General features: G+C 69.8%; 15 protein-coding genes. 6 read left to right on the top strand and 9 right to left on the bottom strand.

Going from position 1 to position 19,621, the window contains the following annotated elements; translation table 11 throughout:
* The first annotated feature begins 47 nt into the window (after positions 1-47).
* Positions 48-917, top strand: a complete 870-nt coding sequence (locus tag ACWDEX_RS05560; protein ID WP_450461892.1) for a LysR family transcriptional regulator — start codon at positions 48-50, stop codon at positions 915-917.
* 126 nt (positions 918-1,043) lie between these two features.
* On the opposite strand, the gene ACWDEX_RS05555 is transcribed toward ACWDEX_RS05560, so the two are convergent.
* Positions 1,044-2,303 (bottom strand): MFS transporter, encoded by a 1,260-nt coding sequence (locus ACWDEX_RS05555; protein WP_450461891.1) that lies wholly within the window; start codon positions 2,301-2,303, stop codon positions 1,044-1,046.
* 509 nt (positions 2,304-2,812) lie between these two features.
* On the opposite strand from ACWDEX_RS05555, the gene ACWDEX_RS05550 reads away from it, so the two are divergent.
* Positions 2,813-4,432 carry a molybdopterin-dependent oxidoreductase gene (locus ACWDEX_RS05550; protein WP_450461890.1) on the top strand — a complete coding sequence of 540 codons (1,620 nt, stop codon included), beginning with the start codon at positions 2,813-2,815 and terminating at the stop codon, positions 4,430-4,432.
* 98 nt (positions 4,433-4,530) lie between these two features.
* Here the strand turns inward: ACWDEX_RS05550 and ACWDEX_RS05545 are convergent, their stop codons facing one another.
* The 3 genes from ACWDEX_RS05545 to ACWDEX_RS05535 form a co-directional block, all read right to left on the bottom strand.
* Positions 4,531-4,878, bottom strand: a complete 348-nt coding sequence (locus ACWDEX_RS05545) for a hypothetical protein (protein ID WP_450461889.1) — start codon at positions 4,876-4,878, stop codon at positions 4,531-4,533.
* A gap of 316 nt (positions 4,879-5,194) precedes the next feature.
* Entirely contained in the window at positions 5,195-6,064 is an 870-nt protein-coding gene (locus ACWDEX_RS05540) for an acyl-CoA thioesterase (RefSeq protein ID WP_450461888.1), read from the bottom strand.
* A gap of 19 nt (positions 6,065-6,083) precedes the next feature.
* A complete protein-coding gene (locus tag ACWDEX_RS05535; RefSeq protein ID WP_450461887.1) occupies positions 6,084-8,597 on the bottom strand; it encodes a DEAD/DEAH box helicase in 2,514 nt (837 codons plus the stop codon).
* Positions 8,598-8,742: 145 nt separating this feature from the next.
* Between ACWDEX_RS05535 and ACWDEX_RS05530 the strand changes: the two genes are divergently transcribed.
* Positions 8,743-9,537 carry a metal-dependent hydrolase gene (locus tag ACWDEX_RS05530; RefSeq protein WP_450461886.1) on the top strand — a complete coding sequence of 265 codons (795 nt, stop codon included), beginning with the start codon at positions 8,743-8,745 and terminating at the stop codon, positions 9,535-9,537.
* A 139-nt stretch (positions 9,538-9,676) separates the two neighbouring features.
* Here ACWDEX_RS05530 and ACWDEX_RS05525 read toward each other — a convergent pair whose 3' ends face one another.
* The 3 genes from ACWDEX_RS05525 to ACWDEX_RS05515 all read right to left on the bottom strand — a co-directional run bounded on the left by ACWDEX_RS05525 (position 9,677) and on the right by ACWDEX_RS05515 (position 14,018).
* Positions 9,677-10,147 (bottom strand): DUF5709 domain-containing protein, encoded by a 471-nt coding sequence (locus ACWDEX_RS05525; RefSeq protein WP_450461885.1) that lies wholly within the window; start codon positions 10,145-10,147, stop codon positions 9,677-9,679.
* Between the two features lie 266 nt (positions 10,148-10,413).
* A complete protein-coding gene (locus ACWDEX_RS05520; RefSeq protein ID WP_450461884.1) occupies positions 10,414-12,231 on the bottom strand; it encodes an ABC transporter ATP-binding protein in 1,818 nt (605 codons plus the stop codon).
* Positions 12,228-14,018, bottom strand: coding sequence for an ABC transporter transmembrane domain-containing protein (locus ACWDEX_RS05515; protein ID WP_450461882.1), 1,791 nt, complete (start codon positions 14,016-14,018; stop codon positions 12,228-12,230). Before ACWDEX_RS05515 ends, ACWDEX_RS05520 begins: the two co-directional genes overlap by 4 nt.
* A gap of 245 nt (positions 14,019-14,263) precedes the next feature.
* Here ACWDEX_RS05515 and ACWDEX_RS05510 point away from each other — a divergent pair, with 245 nt between their 5' ends.
* On the top strand, positions 14,264-15,058 hold the full coding sequence (locus tag ACWDEX_RS05510; protein ID WP_450461881.1) for a hypothetical protein: 795 nt from the start codon (positions 14,264-14,266) through the stop codon (positions 15,056-15,058).
* Positions 15,059-15,131: 73 nt separating this feature from the next.
* Here ACWDEX_RS05510 and ACWDEX_RS05505 read toward each other — a convergent pair whose 3' ends face one another.
* Positions 15,132-15,611 carry a MarR family winged helix-turn-helix transcriptional regulator gene (locus ACWDEX_RS05505; protein WP_450461880.1) on the bottom strand — a complete coding sequence of 160 codons (480 nt, stop codon included), beginning with the start codon at positions 15,609-15,611 and terminating at the stop codon, positions 15,132-15,134.
* 168 nt (positions 15,612-15,779) lie between these two features.
* Between ACWDEX_RS05505 and ACWDEX_RS05500 the strand changes: the two genes are divergently transcribed.
* Both ACWDEX_RS05500 and mltG read left to right on the top strand, forming a co-directional pair.
* Positions 15,780-17,582 (top strand): ABC transporter ATP-binding protein, encoded by a 1,803-nt coding sequence (locus ACWDEX_RS05500; protein WP_450461879.1) that lies wholly within the window; start codon positions 15,780-15,782, stop codon positions 17,580-17,582.
* A 43-nt stretch (positions 17,583-17,625) separates the two neighbouring features.
* Positions 17,626-18,462: an endolytic transglycosylase MltG gene (mltG, locus tag ACWDEX_RS05495; RefSeq protein ID WP_450461878.1), complete on the top strand. Its 837-nt coding sequence runs from the start codon at positions 17,626-17,628 to the stop codon at positions 18,460-18,462.
* A 61-nt stretch (positions 18,463-18,523) separates the two neighbouring features.
* Here mltG and ACWDEX_RS05490 read toward each other — a convergent pair whose 3' ends face one another.
* Positions 18,524-19,609 (bottom strand): NAD(P)-binding domain-containing protein, encoded by a 1,086-nt coding sequence (locus ACWDEX_RS05490; protein ID WP_450461877.1) that lies wholly within the window; start codon positions 19,607-19,609, stop codon positions 18,524-18,526.
* Positions 19,610-19,621: the final 12 nt, after the last annotated feature.

The following is a 19,621-nucleotide window of genomic DNA, read 5'->3' as shown; positions in this document are numbered from 1 at the left end:
CCGTCGCATGCGCGTCGCGCGGAGCACTGCTTGCCCGGGAGCGGACGATGGATTTGCGGCAGATGGAGGTCGTCGTCGCCGTGGCGGAAACGGGTGGTTTCACGGCGGCCGCACGCCGACTGCACGTGGTCCAGTCCGCCGTGTCCGGCACGGTCCGCGCCCTCGAACGCGAACTGGGCACACCCTTGTTCGATCGCACCACGCACCGCGTGGCCCTCACCCCGGCTGGTGAGGCGTTCATCCCTGCCGCACGCACGGCACTCCGGGCCGCCGAGCTGGCCCGGGAAGCGGTCGACGCCGTGCAGGGGCAGCTGCGCGGGCGGGTGACGGTCGGCACGATGCAGGGCGTCTGGGCGGGACTCCACCATGCCTTGGCCGCGCTGCGCGCGGAGCATCCGGGGGTGGTCGTACAGCTGCGGCAGGCTGCCGTCGCCGACATCCGGCAGGCACTGCGTGAGGGCACGGTGGACTTGGCCGTGGTGGCCCTCGACCGTCAGCAGCAGCGTGGGCTCACGACCCGGCTGCTGTCCCGCGAGGACATGGTGCTGATGGCAGCGCCCCGGCGGGTGCTCGGCGAGGCCACACCGAAGGGCGAGGTCCGGCTCGCGGACATCGCCCAGTTGCCGCTGGTGGACTTCACACCCGGCTGGGCCATCCGCTACGCGGTCGACCGGGCCTTCCGGGCGGCAGGTGTCGACCGCGGCACGACGTTCGAGGTGAACGACATCGTCGCGGCGGCCGAACTGGTCCGCAATGACCTCGGCGTCTGCATCATGCCGAAATCGATCGGGGACCGCTTTCCCGATCTGCTCCAGTACCGGTTCGACCGGCACGCGCCGAACTGGAAGATCATGGTCGTCCGCCCTCCCGGCGAGGCGCCACCAGCGGTCGCCGCACTACTGCGGCACATCACCTGACCAGGTCTTCATTTCAGTCTGGACCCATGGTTCTGCCGGCGAGTAGAGGGCCCCACGACCCGGTGCGGTCCATTCCCGTGGACCACACCGGGTGCGAATTGACCCGCTTTCCCGCGGTTCTTTGGCTCAGTTGGGCACAGAGACGGTCTTCCGCTCGGCGGCGCGGTGCTCGGTGAGCCAGTACAGCAGCGCCGGTAGCGGCAGAGCCGTGCCAAGGATGGCGACCGCGTCCCAGCCGCCGGTGCGGTAGGCGATCGAGCCGAGCTGGGAGCCCAGGGCGCCGCCCAGGAAGAACGTGGCGATGAAGGCCGAGTTGAGGCGGGCCAGGGCACTGGCGTCGAGCTGGTAGATGGTGTGCTGGCCGAGGATCAGGGTGGTTTGCACGGCCATGTCGATGAGGATCGCGGCCAGGGCGAGCAGCACGACACTGTGCTGTCCGAAGCCTGCGACGGCGAACGCCGCGGCAGCGACGCCGAATGCGAGGCCGGTCATGGGACGGGCGAGCTTGCGGTCGGCCCAGTGCCCGGCGAGCGGGGCGATGGCGGCACCTGCGGCTCCGACGAGGGCGAAGATGCCGACGCCCATGGGGGAGTAGCGGAAGCCCGGGCCGGTCAGGACGTAGGTGACGGTGGTCCAGAACGCGCTGAAGGCACCGAACATCGCCGCCTGGTAGAGGCCTCGGCGCAGCAGCGCGGGGTGGGTGCGTACGAGCGCGACGGTGGAGAGCAGCACGTGGTGGTACGGCACGGTGGTGGTGGGGGCGTGCTTGGGCAGGGCGAAGCGTAGCGCCACGGCCAGGAGGGCCATCAGCACGGCGGAGCCGAGGTAGACCACGCGCCAACCGGCGATGTCGGAGACCAGGCTGCTGAGGGTACGGGAGAGCAGGATGCCGGTGAGCAGGCCGCTCATCACCCGGCCGACGATCCGTCCGCGGGCATGGTCGGGGGCGAGGCTCGCCGCGAAGGGGACCAGGATCTGGGCGACGACCGAGGTGCCACCGCTGATCAGAGAGGCGACCAGCAGCATCGGGAACCCGGTCGCGAGGCCGGCGGCAAGCAGGGCGAGCGTGGTGACCGTCAGGAGGGCGGTGATCAGGCCGCGCTTTTCCAGCCGGTCGCCGAGCGGGACCAGGAAGAGCATGCCGATCACGTAGCCGACCTGGGTGAGCGTGATGAGGACGCCCGCGGTGGCCGTGGTGATGTGGAAGACGTCGCGCAGCGAGGCGAGGAGGGGCTGTGCGTAGTAGAGGTTGGCGACGGTCGCGCCAGAGGCGACGGCCAGCAGCGCGACCAGCCAGCCGGGGACGCCGTGGGGAGCACGCGCACCGGTCGCGGCGTGGTGTGCCGTGCGCGGACCGGATGTGCGGAGATCGGGTGACTGGGACATGAGGCCTTCTTTCGTGGCGGACGAGCGGAGGGCCTGGCTCGCCGGTGGTCGAGCGGCTTCCTCGCTGCTCTCACTTGCACTCAGCGCGCGACAGCTCTTGCCACTTCCCCATCGAGTGCGATGGATCTCGATGTCAGTTATCTCAATAGGAGATGACCGCGGGGATGCCCTCGTGGGCTGTGGGACGCGTCAGTGGCGACGGACGTCCCGGGCCAACTCCTGCCGCTCCGCCTCGGTGCGACGGTTCCGGACGCCGTAGGCCCGGCGAGACGTCAACGGCGGGTGGTGCTGCCCTGCTTCGGCAGTTCGACGGGCCCGCCGACGTCGCTGCAGACCCAGCAGCCTGCCGCCCGGTACGAGTCCGAACAGTGCCAGCGCGACCAAGCTGAAGACGCTGGTGGCGCTGAGTACCCAGTGAGGTGCGGCGAACAGGTGCCGTGGTGGACGGCAACTGGGCCGAAGGGGGGATCTTGCTTGGGCGGGTCCGTAAAGGGGCCGAGAAGCTTGCTGTGAGTGTGCGTCTGTTCGCGGCCCGCCGGTGGGGTGAGGGGTTCGCTCTGGGCGGGGTGGTCGGGCTGGTCGCGGCTGGGGTCGCGATCGGGGTGGGAGAGCTGGTCGCGGTGTCGACCGGGCCCGGGACCGCACCGGTGGCGGCGGTCGGGGCGGCGGCGATCGACTTTACGCCCACTCCGCTCAAGGAATACGCGGTCCACACCTTCGGTGCGCACGACAAAGCGGTGCTGCTGGTCGGGATCTTCGCCGTGCTGGGCCTGATCGCGATCGTGGCGGGGGTGCTGGCGCTTCGGTGGCCGCTGGTGGGCGCGGCGATCGTGACCTGCTTCGGAGCAGTCGGGGCGCTGGCCGCCGCGACACGTCCGATGGCCCGCCCGACGGCAATCTGGCCCTCCCTTGCTGCCGCCGTGGCGGGGAGTGCGGCAATCTGGGCGCTGGCAGCGCTGCACCGGCGAGCCTGGCCGCCGACCGCGCCCGCTCGGGCGCCGGCCGACAGCACGGCAAAGGTTCCCCCCGCGGAACCGACGGGAGGTGCGCGCGGCCGGGTCGGCAGCCGGCGCGGATTCGTGGCCGCCACCGCCGGGACCGCGGCGGCGTCGGCGCTGGCCGGTATCGCGGGCCGGGCTCTGCTGGGGCGTCGATACGACGTCAGCGCGGCCCGTGCGCGCGTACGCGTCCCCGATCCGGCACATCCCGCCGCACCGCTCCCGCCTGCCGCCCACCCTCCTGTGCGGGGCCTTTCCCCCTTCTACACGCCGAACGAAGAGTTCTACCGCGTGGACACCGAGCTTGGCCTGCCCCAGGTCGACCCGGCCTCGTGGACGCTGAGGATCCTCGGCATGGTGGACCGCCCGACCGAAATCACCTTCGACCAACTGCTGCACCTGCCCCTGACCGAACACGACTTCACCCTGTCGTGCGTCTCCAACGAGGTCGGCGGTTCCCTGGTCGGCAACGCCCGCTGGATCGGTGCCCGCCTGCCCGACCTGCTGCGCAGCGCTGGTGTGCAGGCCGGAGCAGACCAGTTGGTGGGCCGTTCCACCGACGGCTTCACCACCGGCGTGCCCCTCGACGCCGTCCTCGACGGCCGTGAGGCACTGCTCGCGGTGGCCATGAACGGCCAGCCGCTGCCGATCTCGCACGGCTTCCCGTGCCGGATGCTCGTACCCGGCTTCTACGGTTACGCCGGTGCCACGAAATGGCTGACCGAACTGGAGGTCACCACCTTCGCGGCCCGCACCCCATACTGGGTCCAGCGCGGCTGGGACCGTATGGGGGTGGGCAGGACCGCCTCCCGTATCGACGTGCCCACCGGTTTCACCCGCCTGACCGCCGGGCCGGTGAGCGTGGCCGGCATTGCGTGGGCGTCCCACCGGGGCATCGCCCGGGTCGAGGTCCGCGTCGACCATGGCCCGTGGACCGAAGCCGATCTCGCGCCCGCGGACGGCAGCGACACGTGGCGGCAGTGGACCACTAACTGGGACGCCACATCCGGTACCCACCAGATCCAGGTCCGCGCCACCGACGGCACCGGCGCGCTCCAACCCGAAACCCGCGTCCCCCCGTTCCCCAGCGGCTCCACCGGCTGGCACACCATCGTCGTCACCGTCCACTGAAAACGGGGAGCTGGCGCATAAGCGGGGCGTGTTCCTGTGCTGAATGCGTTACGAACACGATCGCGGCCAGAATCGCTGCCCGCCGCAGCGATGGAGGCTCACTGCCAACAGGTGGCCTCGTCGCCGCCACCGCCGTCCGCTGTGCTGCCGACCGACACCTCGTAGGCGATTCCCCTGCCCACCTCGGGTGCGGGCGCGTAGCCACCGGTGTTGAAATCGACCTTGAGCAGTAGGTGTCGGTCCTCTTCGGTCTTGGTCCAGCAGGCGCCTGCGGCGGTGGCCGCCTGTGCCCCGGGGTCCGGGTCGTGCTCGACTTGCCAACCGGCCGCGGCGGCTGTCCTGGTGTAGTAGGCGATGACGGCGGCAGGCTTGCCGGGTAAGGCGTACACGCGGTCCGCATGCAGCCAGGGCTCCCCGGGGCTGTCGTCATCGCATGTGGTGGTCACGCCCACGTCGCGGTAGTTGGCGGGGGCTGTGGTCCGGGGCGGGCGCCGCGTGGAGCAGTGGCTGTGCGGCCAGCCGCTTGAGTTCGGCTTCTGTGCCGTGGCAGCCGCTGTCGCCGCCTCGGCCTATCGATCGTTCAGATCACTGGCACACTATTGGCCCAATCGCTGTGGGGTGCAACGAAACGCGATGAGGCACGGTGGGGTGCGACTCGGACCAGTGCCGCTGCTTCGTTCTCGGCAAGAACGTCGTGACGGCCGGCCCGCGGAGCGTCGCACCACGCGACGCGGGCTGGTCGGCAATCGGTGAAACCTCAGGTCAGCCCAGCTTGCGGAACAGCCCCTCCTGCACCACCGACACGATCAGTTGCCCCTCGCGGTTGTAGATGCGGCCCCGGGCAAGACCCCGGCCGCCCACCGCGATCGGTGACTCCTGGTCGTACAGGAACCACTCGTCCGCGCGGAACGGCCGGTGGAACCACATGGCATGGTCCAGCGAGGCCATGTCGAAGCCGCGCGGCCCCCAGAGCGGTTCGACGGGGATACGGACAGCGTCCAGGAGCGTCATGTCGCTCGCGTAGGTGAGCGCACACGTGTGCACGAGCGGGTCGTCCCCCAGCGGGCCGACAGCTCTCATCCACACCGCGCTGCGCGGCTCGGCGTCCTTGGTGTCCTCGGCACTCCAGCGCAACCGGTCCACATAGCGGATGTCGAAGGGCTGACGCCGGGCCATCCTCTCCAGCGCCTCGGGCAGGACGCCGAGATGCTCCTTGACCTCGTGGGTCACCGTCGGCAGCGACTCCGGGTCCGGCACCTTGCGGGTCGGAGCCAACTGGTGCTCGAAGCTGCCCGCTTCGGGCTTGTGGAAGGAAGCGGTCAGAGTGAAGATCGTGCGGCCCTGCTGCACGGCCGTGACCCGGCGGGTCGTGAAGGACCTGCCGTCACGCACCCTTTCGACCTGGTACACGATGGGCACGCCCGGTATGCCCGGGCGCAGGAAGTACGCGTGCAGCGAGTGCACCGGCCGTTCGCCGTCCGTGGTGCGGCCGGCGGCGACCAGCGCCTGACCGGCCACCTGGCCCCCGAAGACCCGCTGCAGGGACTCCTGCGGGCTGCGGCCACGGAAGATGTTGACCTCGATCTGCTCCAGGTCGAGCAGGTCGACGAGCCTCTCGGCGGGGTTTGTCATGCGTCAGGTTCTCCTGTGCTCACAGCTGGCCGACATCGGTGACCCGGACGACGGCACGGCCTTCCGCGTCGGAAGCCGTGAGGTCGATCTCGGCGCTGATGCCCCAGTCGTGGTCGCCGTTCGGGTCGGCGAAGGCCTGCCGGACGCGCCACAGCCCGTTGTCCGGCTCCTCCTCGATCATCAGAAGCTTCGGGCCGCGGGCCTCGGGGCCGGTGCCGAGTTCCTCGTACTCGTCCCAGTACCTGTCCATGGCCGCACCCCATGCCTCGGCGTCCCAGCCGGACTCGGCGTCCATCTCGCCGAGTTCCTCGACCTGGTCGAGGGCGGCGAGTTCCACGCGGCGGAACATGGCGTTGCGGACCAGGACGCGGAAGGCACGCGCGTTCGCCGTCACCGGCTTCACCTCGTCGGCCTTCTCCTGGGCCTCCTCGGCGGTCATCTCCTCCGGGTTGGCCAGCTGCTCCCACTCGTCCAGCAGGCTGGAGTCGACCTGGCGCACCATCTCACCGAGCCAGGCGATCAGGTCCTCCAGGTCGTCCGACTTCAGGTCGTCCGGGACCGTGTGGTCGAGGGTCTTGTAGGCGCTGGCCAGGTAGCGCAGCACAATGCCCTCGGTACGGGCCAGTTCGTAGAAGGACACGAACTCCGTGAAGGACAGCGCCCGCTCGTACATGTCGCGGATGACCGACTTCGGCGACAGCGGATGGTCGCCGACCCAGGGGTGGCTCTTGCGGTAGGTGTTGTACGCGTGGAAGAGGAGCTCCTCCAGTGGCTTGGGGTGCGTCACATCCTGGAGACGCTCCATGCGCTCCTCGTATTCGACGCCGTCCGCCTTCATCGCGGCCACCGCCTCGCCGCGCGCCTTGTTCTGCTGGGCTACCAGGATCTGCCGCGGGTCGTCCAGGATGGACTCGATGACCGAGACCATGTCGAGGGCGTAGGACGGCGACTCCGGGTCGAGGAGCTCGAACGCGGCCAGCGCGAAGGTCGACAGCGGCTGGTTGAGCGCGAAGTCCTGCTGGAGGTCGACAGTGAGGCGCACGATGCGGCCGGTGGCGTCCGGTGTGTCGAGCTTCTCGACGATTCCGCCGTCCAGCAGCGAGCGGTAGATCGCGATCGCGCGCCGGATGTGCCTCAACTGCTGCTTGCGCGGCTCGTGGTTGTCCTCCAGTAGATGACGCATGGCATCGAAGGCGTTGCCAGGCCGGGCGATCACCGACAGCAGCATCGTGTGGGTGACCCGGAATCGGGAGGTGAGAGGCTCCGGCTCGGAGGCGATCAGCTTCTCGAAGGTGTTCTCCGTCCACCCGACGAAGCCCTCTGGTGCCTTCTTGCGTACTACCTTGCGGCGCTTCTTCGGGTCGTCACCGGCCTTGGCGAGTGCCTTCTCGTTCTCGATGACGTGCTCCGGCGCCTGCGCCACGACGAGGCCCGCGGTGTCGAAGCCGGCGCGTCCGGCCCGGCCGGCGATCTGGTGGAACTCGCGGGCACGCAGGGTGCGCACCCTGCTTCCGTCGTACTTGGTCAGCGCCGTGAACAGCACTGTGCGGATCGGGACGTTGACGCCGACACCGAGGGTGTCCGTGCCGCAGATGACCTTCAGCAGACCGGCCTGGGCCAGTTTCTCCACCAGGCGGCGGTACTTGGGCAACATGCCCGCGTGGTGGACGCCGATGCCGTGGCGCACGTAACGGGAGAGGTTGCGGCCGAACTTGGTGGTGAAGCGGAAATTGCCGATCAGCTTGGCGATCTCGTCCTTCTCCTCGCGCGAGCACATGTTGATGCTCATCAGCGCCTGGGCCCGCTCCACGGCCTGCGCCTGGGTGAAGTGGACGATGTAGACGGGGGCCTGGCGCGTCTGCAGGAGTTCGGTGAGGGTTTCGGTGAGCGGGGTGAGCCGGTACTCGTACGAGAGCGGCACAGGGCGGGTCGCCGAGCGCACCACCGCCGTCGGACGGCCGGTACGGCGGGTCAGATCCTTCTCGAACATCGAGACGTCGCCGAGTGTCGCCGACATCAAGATGAACTGGGCCTGTGGCAGCTCCAGGATCGGGATCTGCCAGGCCCAGCCGCGGTCGCCCTCGGCGTAGAAGTGGAACTCGTCCATCACGACCTGGCCGACGTCCGCCTGCCTGCCGTCGCGCAGCGCGATGGACGCGAGGACCTCGGCTGTGCAGCAGATCACAGGGGCGTCGGCGTTGACGGAGGCGTCGCCGGTGAGCATTCCGACGTTCTCGGTGCCGAAGAGCTTGCACAGCTCGAAGAACTTCTCCGAGACGAGCGCCTTGATCGGCGCGGTGTAGAAGGTGACCTCGTCCCGGGCGAGCGCCGCGAAGTGCGCGCCCGCGGCGATCATGCTCTTGCCGGAGCCGGTGGGCGTGGACACGATCACGTTCGCGCCCGAGACCACCTCGATCAGCGCCTCCTCCTGGTGCGGGTACAGGGTGAGGCCGCGCTCCCCGGCCCACGACTCGAAGGCTTCGTAGAGGGCGTCGGGATCTGCGGTCTGCGGGAGCTGATCGATGAGGGTCACGCCCCCATCTTGCCTGCCCTTGCACCCGATGGGGGAATCGGATGCCTGTACGAAGATCGCGAACGCTACGCTGTGGCGCCGGCGAAGCGTCATCGTGCGTCGGTAACTGGGCAGCGTTACAAGAGGAATGGGGCGGGAAGCGGCCATGATGGGACCAGCACACTCACTGTCGGGGGCCGCAGCATGGCTCGGGGTGGGGGCGGCCACGGCCGCGGCGGGTCATCCGATGCCCTGGCCGGTCCTCCTCGTCGGCGCGCTGATCTGTGCGGGTGCCGCGCTGGCCCCGGACCTGGATCACAAGGCGGCCACCATCTCGACGGCCTTCGGACCCCTGTCCCACTGGCTGTGCGAGATCGTCGACAAGCTGTCGTACGCCACTTACAAGGCCACCAGGAAAGCGGGCGACCCGCGCCGGTCGGGCGGGCACCGCACGTTGACGCACACCTGGCTGTGGGCGGTGCTGATCGGTGCGGGTACGTCGGCCGTGGCTATCACGGGCGGCCGTTGGGCAGTGCTGGCCATCCTCTTCGTGCACATGGTGCTCGCCATAGAGGGCCTGCTGTGGCGGGCGGCCCGTGGTTCGAGCAGCAACATCCTGGTGTGGCTGCTGGCCGCGACGACCGCCTGGATCCTGGCGGGCATACTGGACAAACCGGGCAATGGTTCGGACTGGCTGTTCGCCGAGCCGGGGCAGGAGTACCTGTGGCTCGGCCTGCCGATCGTCCTGGGTGCCCTGGTGCACGACCTCGGGGATGCGCTGACCGTCTCGGGTTGCCCGATCCTTTGGCCGATACCTGTGGGCCGCAGGCGCTGGTACCCGGTGGGCCCGCCGAAGATGATGCGGTTCCGGGCGGGCAGCTGGATCGAGCTCAAGGTACTGATGCCGGTGTTCATGGTGCTTGGCGGGGTGGGCTGCGCGTTGGCGCTCAACGTCGTCTGAGAGCGGCCCCGATACCGCGCCCTGCGAACTCGCCCCGAGCCGATCACCGTCTGCCCGTCCCCACCGGCCCCCGCCCCGCACTGACTCCTCCGAGTCCACCGCCATGGCTGCTCCTTGTGCGGCGCGGGAACGGGCGGTGTCAGCCGGACAGGGTGTCCTCGTCGACGATGTGCACGGCCGCCTCCTCGGCCGAGGCCGCCGCGCCGTCGACGCCTACGTCGCTGGCGATCAAACCGCTCTCCTCGTCCTCGTGCGCTCCCTCGTCGGGGGCGACGAGACGGCCGGAACGAGCCGCGCCGACCTCGTTGTCCAAGGGTTCGCCGTCGCTGTCGGGGCAGTCCCCGATGCCATCGCCGTCCGGAACCGTGACGTCCGGGAGTTCCTCGGCGAGGCGCTGATCCAGGGTCTCACCACGCTGCCTCTCGGCCGCGGTCACGTCCCGGCGTTCCACCGCCCACGGCCGCTCCGGAGGTGACCAGCCCCGGTCGAGCGGGTCGCTGACCCCGTCGGCGATCAGGGTGTCCGAGGCGTCGAGCAGCCCCGCGTCGTCCTGCACCTCGGATTCGTCGGGCTGGTAGACGTCGTCTCCCCATCCGTCGGTGCTGTCCACGGGTACCTCCAGGTGGTGGCTGCGGAACCGGTTGCCGCCGTGCACGACGGTACGGCGAGGGCGGGGACCGCTCGGCGCGGGCCGGGCCGTCGTGAACCGGGTCGTTACAGGGTGTTCCCCGCGCCGGTACCGACATCCAGCCTTCCACCCCCCTTTGCCCCTGCGCAACGGCAGAGCGGGGGCAGAGGTCCCGGAGGCCGACGGCGGTTCGCAACCGGTCGTCCGCCGCCGCTCCCGGAGCGCCGTCCGAGGCGCGTCGGCCTGCGTCACCCATGCCAGGACCGCCACAGCGCCGCGTAGGCCCCGCCGGCGGCGACCAGGTCGTCGTGGCTGCCCAGTTCGCTGATCCGCCCGTTCTCGACGACGGCGATGACGTCGGCGTCGTGGGCGGTGTGCAGTCGGTGGGCGATGGCGACGACGGTACGGCCGTCCAGGACACCGGCCAGGGAACGCTCCAGATGGCGGGCCGCGCGTGGGTCGAGGAGCGAGGTCGCCTCGTCAAGGACCAGCGTGTGCGGGTCGGCGAGCACCAGCCGAGCCAGCGCGATCTGCTGTGCTTGAGCCGGAGTGAGCGTCACACCGCCGGAGCCCACCTCGGTGTCGAGACCGTCCTTCAGACCTCGCGCCCAGTCGTCCGCGTCAACCGCGCCCAGCGCCGCCCAGAGCTCAGCGTCGACGGTGTCCATGGGCGTCTCTCCGTTCGAGCCGAGCCGGGAGTGGGGGAGGGCCAGCAGCAGGTTGTCGCGCAGGGAGCCGACGAAGACGTGGTGCTCCTGGTTGACCATGGCCACATGCGAGCGCACCCGCTCGGCGGGCATCCGGGACAGGTCCGCGCCGCCGAGGGTGATCCGGCCGTCCCGAGGGGCGTAGATCCCGGCGAGCAGCCGGCCCAGTGTGGACTTGCCCGCACCGGACGGCCCGACCAGGGCGAGCCGGGTGCCGGGCGCCACCTCCAGGGAGACCTCCCGCAGCACGTCGACGCCCGCACGGTAGCCGAAGTGCACCCGGTCGGCCTCGACGTCACGCCCATCGGGGACCAGCGCCGCATCGCCCGCATCCGGCTCGATGTCGCGGACGCCCACCAGCCGGGCCAGTGAAACCTGGGCGACCTGCAGCTCGTCGTACCAGCGCAGGATCAGACCCACCGGGTCCACCAGCATCTGCGCGAGGAGCGCCCCCGTCGTGAGCTGGCCGATGCTGATCCAGCCCTGAAGGACGAACGCCCCGCCGATCATCAGGACCGAGGACAGGACCGTGACGTGCGTGAGGTTGATGACCGGGAAGAGCACCGTGCGCAGCCACAGGGTGTACCTCTCCCATGCGGTCCACTCCTTGATCCGTTGGTCCGAGAGGTCGATGCGCCGGTCGCCGAGGCGATGGGCCTCGACCGTGCGACCCGCGTCCACGGTCTCGGCGAGGACGGCGGCCACGGCGGCGTACCCGGCGGCCTCGGAGCGGTAGGCCGACGGGGCACGCTTGAAGTACCAGCGGCAGCCGATCACCAGCAGCGGCACCGCGATGAGCACGGCCGGAGCGAGCGCCGGGGCCGTGACGGTCAGGCCGCCGAGCAGCAGCAGCGCCCACACCACACCGATGGCGAGCTGTGGCACCGCCTCCCGCATCGCGTTCGAGAGCCGGTCGATGTCGGTGGTGATCCGGGACAACAGATCGCCGGTCCCCGCCCGTTCCAGGACGCCCGGCGGCAGCCCAACCGACCGTACGAGGAAGTCCTCCCGTAGATCGGCCAGCATCCGCTCGCCGAGCATGGCACCGTGCAGTCGCACGAACCGTACAAACACCGCCTGTACGACGAGCGCGAGGACGAACAGCGCGGCGGTGCGCTCCAGATGGAGTTCCCGCGCTCCGTCCGACACACGTTCCACGAGTCCGCCCAGCAGGTACGGTCCCGCCATCGAGGCGACGACGGAGACCGTGTTCACGGCGATGAGCAGCAGGAACGCCCGGTGGTGTCGCCGGAAGAGTTCGGCCACGTAGGCGCGTACGGTCGCGGGGGCGCCCACCGGCAGCGTGTTCGCCGCCGTCGGGGCCGCCGGGTCGTACTCCGGTGGCGCCACGCCGATCATGCGTTCTCCTCGATCTCTTCCAGTTCGGCCAGTACGTCGTTCAGCGCGGCGGCTTCGTCGTCGGTCTCACGTGTGACGACCGTCCGATACCGGGGCTCGCTGTGCACCAGTTCGCGGTGCAGGCCCACCGCGGCGACCTCGCCCTCGTGCACCAGCACGACCCGGTCGGCGCGGTCCAGCAGCAGCGGCGAGGAGGTGAACACGACCGTCGTACGGCCCGCGCGCAGTTCCCGGATCCCCTCGGCCACCCGGGCTTCCGTGTGCGAGTCGACGGCGGAGGTCGGTTCGTCCAGGACCAGTACCTGCGGGTCCGTGATCAGGGACCGGGCCAGGGCGAGTCGCTGGCGCTGGCCGCCGGACAGAGAACGGCCGCGCTCGGTGATCCGTGCGTCCATCAGGTCGCCCGTGTGCAGGGATCCTTGTGCGAGCGCGTCCATGACGTCGCCGCACTGCGCGGCGGCGAGCGCCTCCTCGGCGCTGACCTCGCCCGAGGCGGGCACGTCGAGCAGGTCGCGCAGGGAGCCGGACAGCAGGACCGGGTCCTTGTCCTGGACGAGTACGGCGCTTCGGGCCGAGTCGAGCGGCAGTTCGTCCAGCGCGACACCGCCCAGGAGAACCGGGGTGCTCTTCTCGGCCGGATGGCCGCCCAGCCGTTCGGCCAGGAGGCCGGCCGCGTCCGGATCGCCACAGACCACGGCGGTGAGCCGACCGGCCGGCACCAGCAGCCCGGTCTGGGGGTCGTACAGGTCCCCCGCGGGCTGACCGGCCTCGCGCGAGCCATCGGAGTCCGTGGCCCGCTCCAGTGACAGCACTCGGGCCGCGCGGCGGGCGGAAGGCCGCGAGAAGGAGTACGCCATCGCGATTTCCTGGAAGTGCTGCAACGGATAGGTGAGCAGCATGATCGAGCTGTACACCGTGACCAGCTCACCGACGGTGATCCGGCCGTCTTGGGCCAGCTGCACACCGCGCCAGACGACCGCGATCATCAGCAGCCCAGGGAGCAGCACCTGGATCGCCGCGATCAGCGACCACATCCGGGAGGTTCGCACGGCCGCCGCGCGGACCTCCTGCGAGGCCCTGCGGTAGCGGTCCAGGAACAGTTCCTCGCCGCCGATGCCGCGCAGTACCCGGAGACCGGCGACAGTGTCCGAGGCCAACTCGGTGGCACGGCCGGCCTTCTCGCGCTGGACGTCGGCGCGCCGGGTGGCACGGGGCAGCAGCGGCAGCACCGCGAGCGCCAGTACCGGTACGCCTACGGCCACGACGACGCCGAGTGCGGGCTGGTACACGACGAGCCCGACGCAGACCACCACGACGGTGACGGCGGCCGCGCTCACACGCGACACAGCCTCCACGAACCAGCCGATCTTCTCGACGTCGCCTGTGGAGACCGCGACGACCTCGCCGGCGGCGACCCGCCGGGTCAGGGCGGAGCCGAGGTGGGCCGTTCTGCGGGCCAGGAGTTGCTGGATCCGTGCGGCCGCGGTGATCCAGTTGGTGACCGCGGTGCGGTGCAGCATGACGTCGCCCAGCGCGATGCCCGCGCCGCACAGCAGGAGCAACCCGCCCGTCAGCGCGAGGTCTGCGCCGGAGCGTTCGACGACGGCCTGGACGGCGAGGCCGACACAGAACGGCAGCCCGCAGACGGACAGGAAGTGCAGCAGCCCCCAGGCGAGGGACTTGAGCTGTCCGCCCAACTGGTTCCGGCCGAGCCACCACAGGAATCGGGGGCCCGAGCGCGCATCCGGCACACCTGGGTCGGGATAGGGAAGGTCTTGAATCTGCATGACGTCCCAGTGGCTTGTGTCAGAGACGGACTCGGGTCGGGGGGCGGGAGCCGGGGGCAGCTGCTCCGGCGTCTGTGAAGGCCCGCAACAGACCGTGAAAGGTTCGCGTCGGAACGCGGCCGGACGCAAACGGTTTTCCGCGGGTGACGGCGAGATCCGGCCCGCCGCACCACATGCGACACGCAAACCGGGAAATGCGCAGATGCAGCGCAAATGTAGAAAAAGCTATGTGATCATACGAAATTATGCGATCAGTTGGTGTGCGTGGTGCGGTGCGCTCGGGATTCGTGGCGGCGGTCTGCGGCGTGCTTCTGATGTCCTTGTCGGCATGCGGCGGGCCGGAAGGAGACGTGCACCGGACGAAGAGCGGAGGTCCGGGAAGCAGCGGCGGAAGGGCGTCCGCCCCGGCGGCGGGTTCGGGAAGCGGGGGCGGAAGAGGGTCTGCCTCCGTGGACGGCCCGAGCCGTGTCCCCGGCATCGGTGACTGGCTGCACGGGCAGATCCCGGCCGATTCACGCCAGGTCGTCGCTGTGTACGGCGACGACGAGGACTCGCCGGACTCCACGATCGTCCTCTACGCGAAGCGCGGCACCATCTGGAGCGAGGCCGGGCGCTGGCGGGGGCACAACGGCCGGAAGGGCTGGACGACGGACCATCACGAAGACGATCTGCGCAGCCCGGTGGGCGTGTTCACGCTCAGCGACGCGGGCGGCGTCCTCGAAGACCCGGGTACGAGGCTCCCGTACGACCAGAGCGAGGCCTACGAGGTGCCGGAGGCCTGGGGTGAGGCGCACAGGCGCGACTTCTACTACGTCATCGCCGTCGACTACAACCGGGTCCGGGGCACTCCGCCGGTTGATCCGACCCGTCCCGAGGGCCAGACGAAGGGCGGCAGCATCTGGATGCACCTGGATCACGGCGACGGCACGTTGGCCTGCATCAGCCTGCCGGAGGCGGGTATCAGGCACCTGCTGCGCACGCTCGACCCGGAACGGGACCCCGTGGTGGTCATGGGGGACAGGGAGGCTCTGAAGACCTAGGCCGGGCCTGGAGCGGCCCTGGGGCCGGGCCACGTCCCGTGGTCGAAGCTCCGATCTGGCCGGTGATCGGACGTCAGTGGCGCCGCACCTCTCCGGGGGTGGAAGGGGTGCCAGGTCGTTCGCCGCTGTCGATCAACGTGGCGAGCAGGCTGCCCAGTACCTCGCGTTGCTCGTCCGTCAGGGGGGCCAGGATCTCCTCGGCCGCGGATCTGCGTGCTCCGTGCAGTGTGCGCAGAGCCTCGCGGCCCTCGTCCGTGACCTCGATCCGGATCACCCGGCGATTGGTGGGGTCGGGCACCCGACGCACCCTGCCACTTGCCTCCAGGCCGTCGACCAGCGTCGTCACGGCCCGTGGCACGACCTCCAGCCGTTCGGCGAGGTCTGCCATGCGGGGTGGTGAGCCGAAGTGCGCGAGGGTGCGCAGAAGCCGGGACTGGGCCGGCGTGATGCCCAGGTCGCTCTGCCCCAGATGGCGCTTCTGGATGCGGTGCACACGGCGGGTGAGCCGCAGTAGCTGCTCCGCGAGCAGGCCGTCGGGATCGGGAATGGTCATACGCAAACAGTATCAGGATCTTATTCATTGTGAATATAGGTAACAATGAGCTAGGATCCGTAATCGTTGTCGACCTGCTGTTCTGCCGTCGCTCCGTCGTCGTCGTACCGTCCGAAGTGTCTGCCGACCCGTCCTTGTCCGTCCGCTGACTCACTTTCGTAGGAGCTCATGCATCCCGACCGACCAACGTGGACCCCGTCGCCCGACGGCTCACCTCCGCAGCCGCGGCAGGTACGCCGCATCCTGAGCCTCTTCAAGCCGTACACCGGCCGGCTCGCCGTCGTCGGCGTGCTTGTCGGCGCCTCGTCGCTGGTCTCCGTCGCCACGCCGTTCCTGCTGAAGGAGACGCTGGACGTCGCGATCCCGCAGGGCCGCACCGGACTGCTGAGCCTGCTCGCCCTCGGCATGATCGTGAGCGCCGTCGTCACCAGCGTCTTCGGTGTGCTGCAGACCCTGATCTCCACGACGGTCGGCCAGCGCGTCATGCACGACCTGCGCACCGCCGTCTACGGTCGGCTGCAGCGCATGTCGCTCGCCTTCTTCACCCGCACCCGCACAGGTGAGGTCCAGTCCCGCATCGCCAACGACATCGGCGGTATGCAGGCGACGGTCACCTCCACCGCCACCTCGCTGGTCTCCAACCTCACCAGCGTGGTCGCCACGATCGTCGCGATGGTCGCCCTCGACTGGCGGCTCACCGTCGTCTCGCTGCTTCTGCTGCCGCTGTTCGTCTGGATCAGCCGGCGTGTCGGCAACGAACGCAAGAGGATCGCCACCCAGCGCCAGAAGCAGATGGCCGCGATGGCCGCGACAGTCACCGAGTCGCTCTCCGTCAGCGGCATCCTGCTCGGCCGCACCATGGGCCGCGCCGACTCCCTCAGCAAGTCCTTCGAGGGGGAGTCCGAGAGTCTCGTCGGCCTCGAGGTGAAGTCGAACATGGCAGGGCGCTGGCGCATGGCCGTCATCACCATCGTCATGGCCGCCATGCCCGCCGTCATCTACTGGACCGCGGGCATCGCACTCCAGTTCGGCGGACCGACCATCTCGATCGGTACGCTCGTCGCGTTCGTCTCGCTCCAGCAGGGCCTGTTCCGGCCGACCGTCAGCCTGTTGTCCACCGGCGTTCAGATCCAGACCTCGCTCGCGCTCTTCCAGCGCATCTTCGAGTACCTCGACCTGCCCATCGACATCACCGAGCCCGACAACCCGGTCCACCTCGACCAGGTCAAGGGCGAGATCCGCTTCGAGGGGGTCGAGTTCCGCTACGACGACAAGAGCGGCCCGATACTGGAGGGTATCGACATCACCGTGCCGTCGGGCGGCAGCCTGGCTGTGGTCGGCCCCACCGGCTCGGGCAAGTCCACGCTCAGCTATCTGGTGCCGAGGCTGTACGACGTGACGGGCGGGCGGGTCACGCTCGACGGTGTCGACGTGCGCGATCTGGACTTCGACACGCTCGCCCGCGCGGTCGGGGTGGTCTCGCAGGAGACGTACCTCTTCCACGCCTCGGTCGCCGAGAACCTCCGCTTCGCCAAGCCGGACGCCACCGATGAGGAACTGCGAGCGGCGGCTGAGGCGGCCCAGATCCACGACCACATCGCGTCGCTGCCGGACGGGTACGACACGGTCGTCGGGGAGCGCGGCCACCGATTCTCGGGCGGCGAGAAGCAGCGGCTCGCCATCGCCCGCACCATCCTGCGCGACCCGCCGGTCCTCATCCTCGACGAAGCGACCAGCGCGCTCGACACGCGCACCGAGCATGCGGTCCAGGAGGCCATCGACGCCCTGTCGGCCAACCGCACCACGCTGACCATCGCCCACCGGCTGTCCACCGTTCGCGGTGCCGACCAGATCGTCGTCCTCGACTCCGGACGCGCGGTGGAACGGGGTACGCACGAGGAACTGCTGGAGCTGGGCGGCCGGTACGCGGCCCTCGTCAGGCGGGACGTCCGACTGGAGCCGACAAGATGACGATATGTCGGATATATGATGCTGTGCGGGTTACCGTGCCCGCATGCAGATGAACACTCCACCACGGAAGCGGTCTCGACTCACGCGCCGGGGCTGGGCCGCCCTGGTCGCGGCCGGAGCCGGCGTGGCGGTCACCGCCGTGGCGGTGCCGCTCATGATCCTGCAGAGCCGCGAGGGAGCCCGGGCGTTCCTCGTCATCCCGGAGGGCTGGCGCGCCGGCCAGGTCTACGCGGCCGTCGACAAGGCCCTCCGGCTGCCGCCGGGCGCCACGAAGAAGTCCCTGGCCAAGGCCCATCTCAAGCTGCCGAGAGGTGCGCAGGGCAACCCGGAGGGCTATCTCTTCCCGGCCACGTATCCCATCGACGAGAAGGCGACTCCGGAGTCCCTGCTGCAATACATGGTGGACACCGCGAACAAGAGGTTCAGCGGTGTCACGGTCGCCGCGGGCGCCCAGCGCAGCGCGATGAACGGTTACCAGGCCGTCACCGTCGCGAGCATCGTGCAGGCCGAGGCGGCGACCCAGGCCGACATGCGGAAGGTCGCCCGGGTCGTCTTCAACCGCTTGGAACGGGGCATGCCGCTGCAGATGGACTCCACCCTCAACTACGCGATGAACCGCTTCACACTGAACACCACCACGGCCGACACGAGAATCGACAGCCTCTACAACTCGTATCGCCGCATGGGTCTGCCGCCGACACCGATCGCCAACCCGGGCGAGGAGGCGATGCGGGCCGTGCTCAACCCGACACCGGGCGACTGGCTGTACTTCGTCACGGTCAAGCCGGGTGACACCCGTTTCACGGGAAGCTACGAGGAGCAGCAGCGGAACGTGGCCGAGTTCAACCGGCTACGGCGCAGCGGGTCGCCGTCGCCCTGAGCGCGCACGGTGGGCGAACGCACCGGGAATGTTCCATGGCGGCGACCGCCATCGCCGGATCTCACGCGACGGCGGCCGGTTCTCCCGCCAGCAGCCGCCTGATGTCCCGCACGGCTGCGCGGCCTGCCCGGTTGGCGCCGATCGTGCTGGCCGACGGGCCGTATCCGACCAGATGGATCCGAGGGTCGGAGACCACCCGCGTGCCCTCGACCCGGATGCCGCCGCCCGGTTCGCGCAGCCGCAGTGGGGCGAGATGGTCGATCACGGCCCGGAAGCCCGTCGCCCAAAGGATCACGTCGGCTTCGATGCGGTGTCCGTCGTCCCACGCCACCCCGTCCGGCACGATCCGGTCGAACATCGGCTGCCGGTCCAGTACGCCGTCCGTGATGGCCTGCCGCACCGCGTCGTTGACGGGCAGCCCGGTGACGGACACCACGCTCCGCGGTGGCAGCCCCATCCGTACCCGCTCCTCAACAAGTGCTACGGCGGCTCGCCCCACCTCCTCGGTGAACGGACCCTCACGGAAGACCGGCGGCTGTCGGGTCACCCACGTGGTCGCGGCGGCGTACGGGGCGATCTCCATCAGATGTTGGGTGCCGGACGCACCACCACCGACGACGACCACCCGCTGCCCCGCGAACTCCTGGGGCCCGGGGTACTGGGCCGTGTGCAACTGCCGTCCCCGGAAGGTTTCCTGGCCGGGGTAGTGCGGCCAGAACGGCCGCCCCCAGGTGCCCGTGGCATTGATCAGCGCCCGTGTCGACCACGTCCCCGTGGACGTCTCGACGAGCAACCGCCCGTCGACGCCCTCGCGCACGGCCCGTACATCGACCGGTCGGCGCACGCGCAGGTCGAAGGTGTGCTCATAAGCGTCGAAGTACTCGGCGACGACCTCGGACGACGGCCGTCCTGGATCCGCGTCCGCCAACTCCATGCCCGGCAGCGCATGCATCCCGTGCACCTTGCCGTACGTCAGCGAGGGCCAGCGGAACTGCCAGGCGCCGCCCGGGCCGGGGGCGTGGTCGAGTACCAGGAAGTCGCGATCCGGCTCGAAACCCGTGCGCCGCAAGTGGTAGGCGCTGGACAGACCGGCCTGCCCGGCGCCTACGACCACTACCTCGACTTCTCGCACCTCGATGTCGTTCACGTTTCCACCAAC

This window comes from Streptomyces sp. NPDC001020 (genome assembly GCF_053599115.1).
This window is presented reverse-complemented; position numbering and strand designations above follow the sequence as displayed.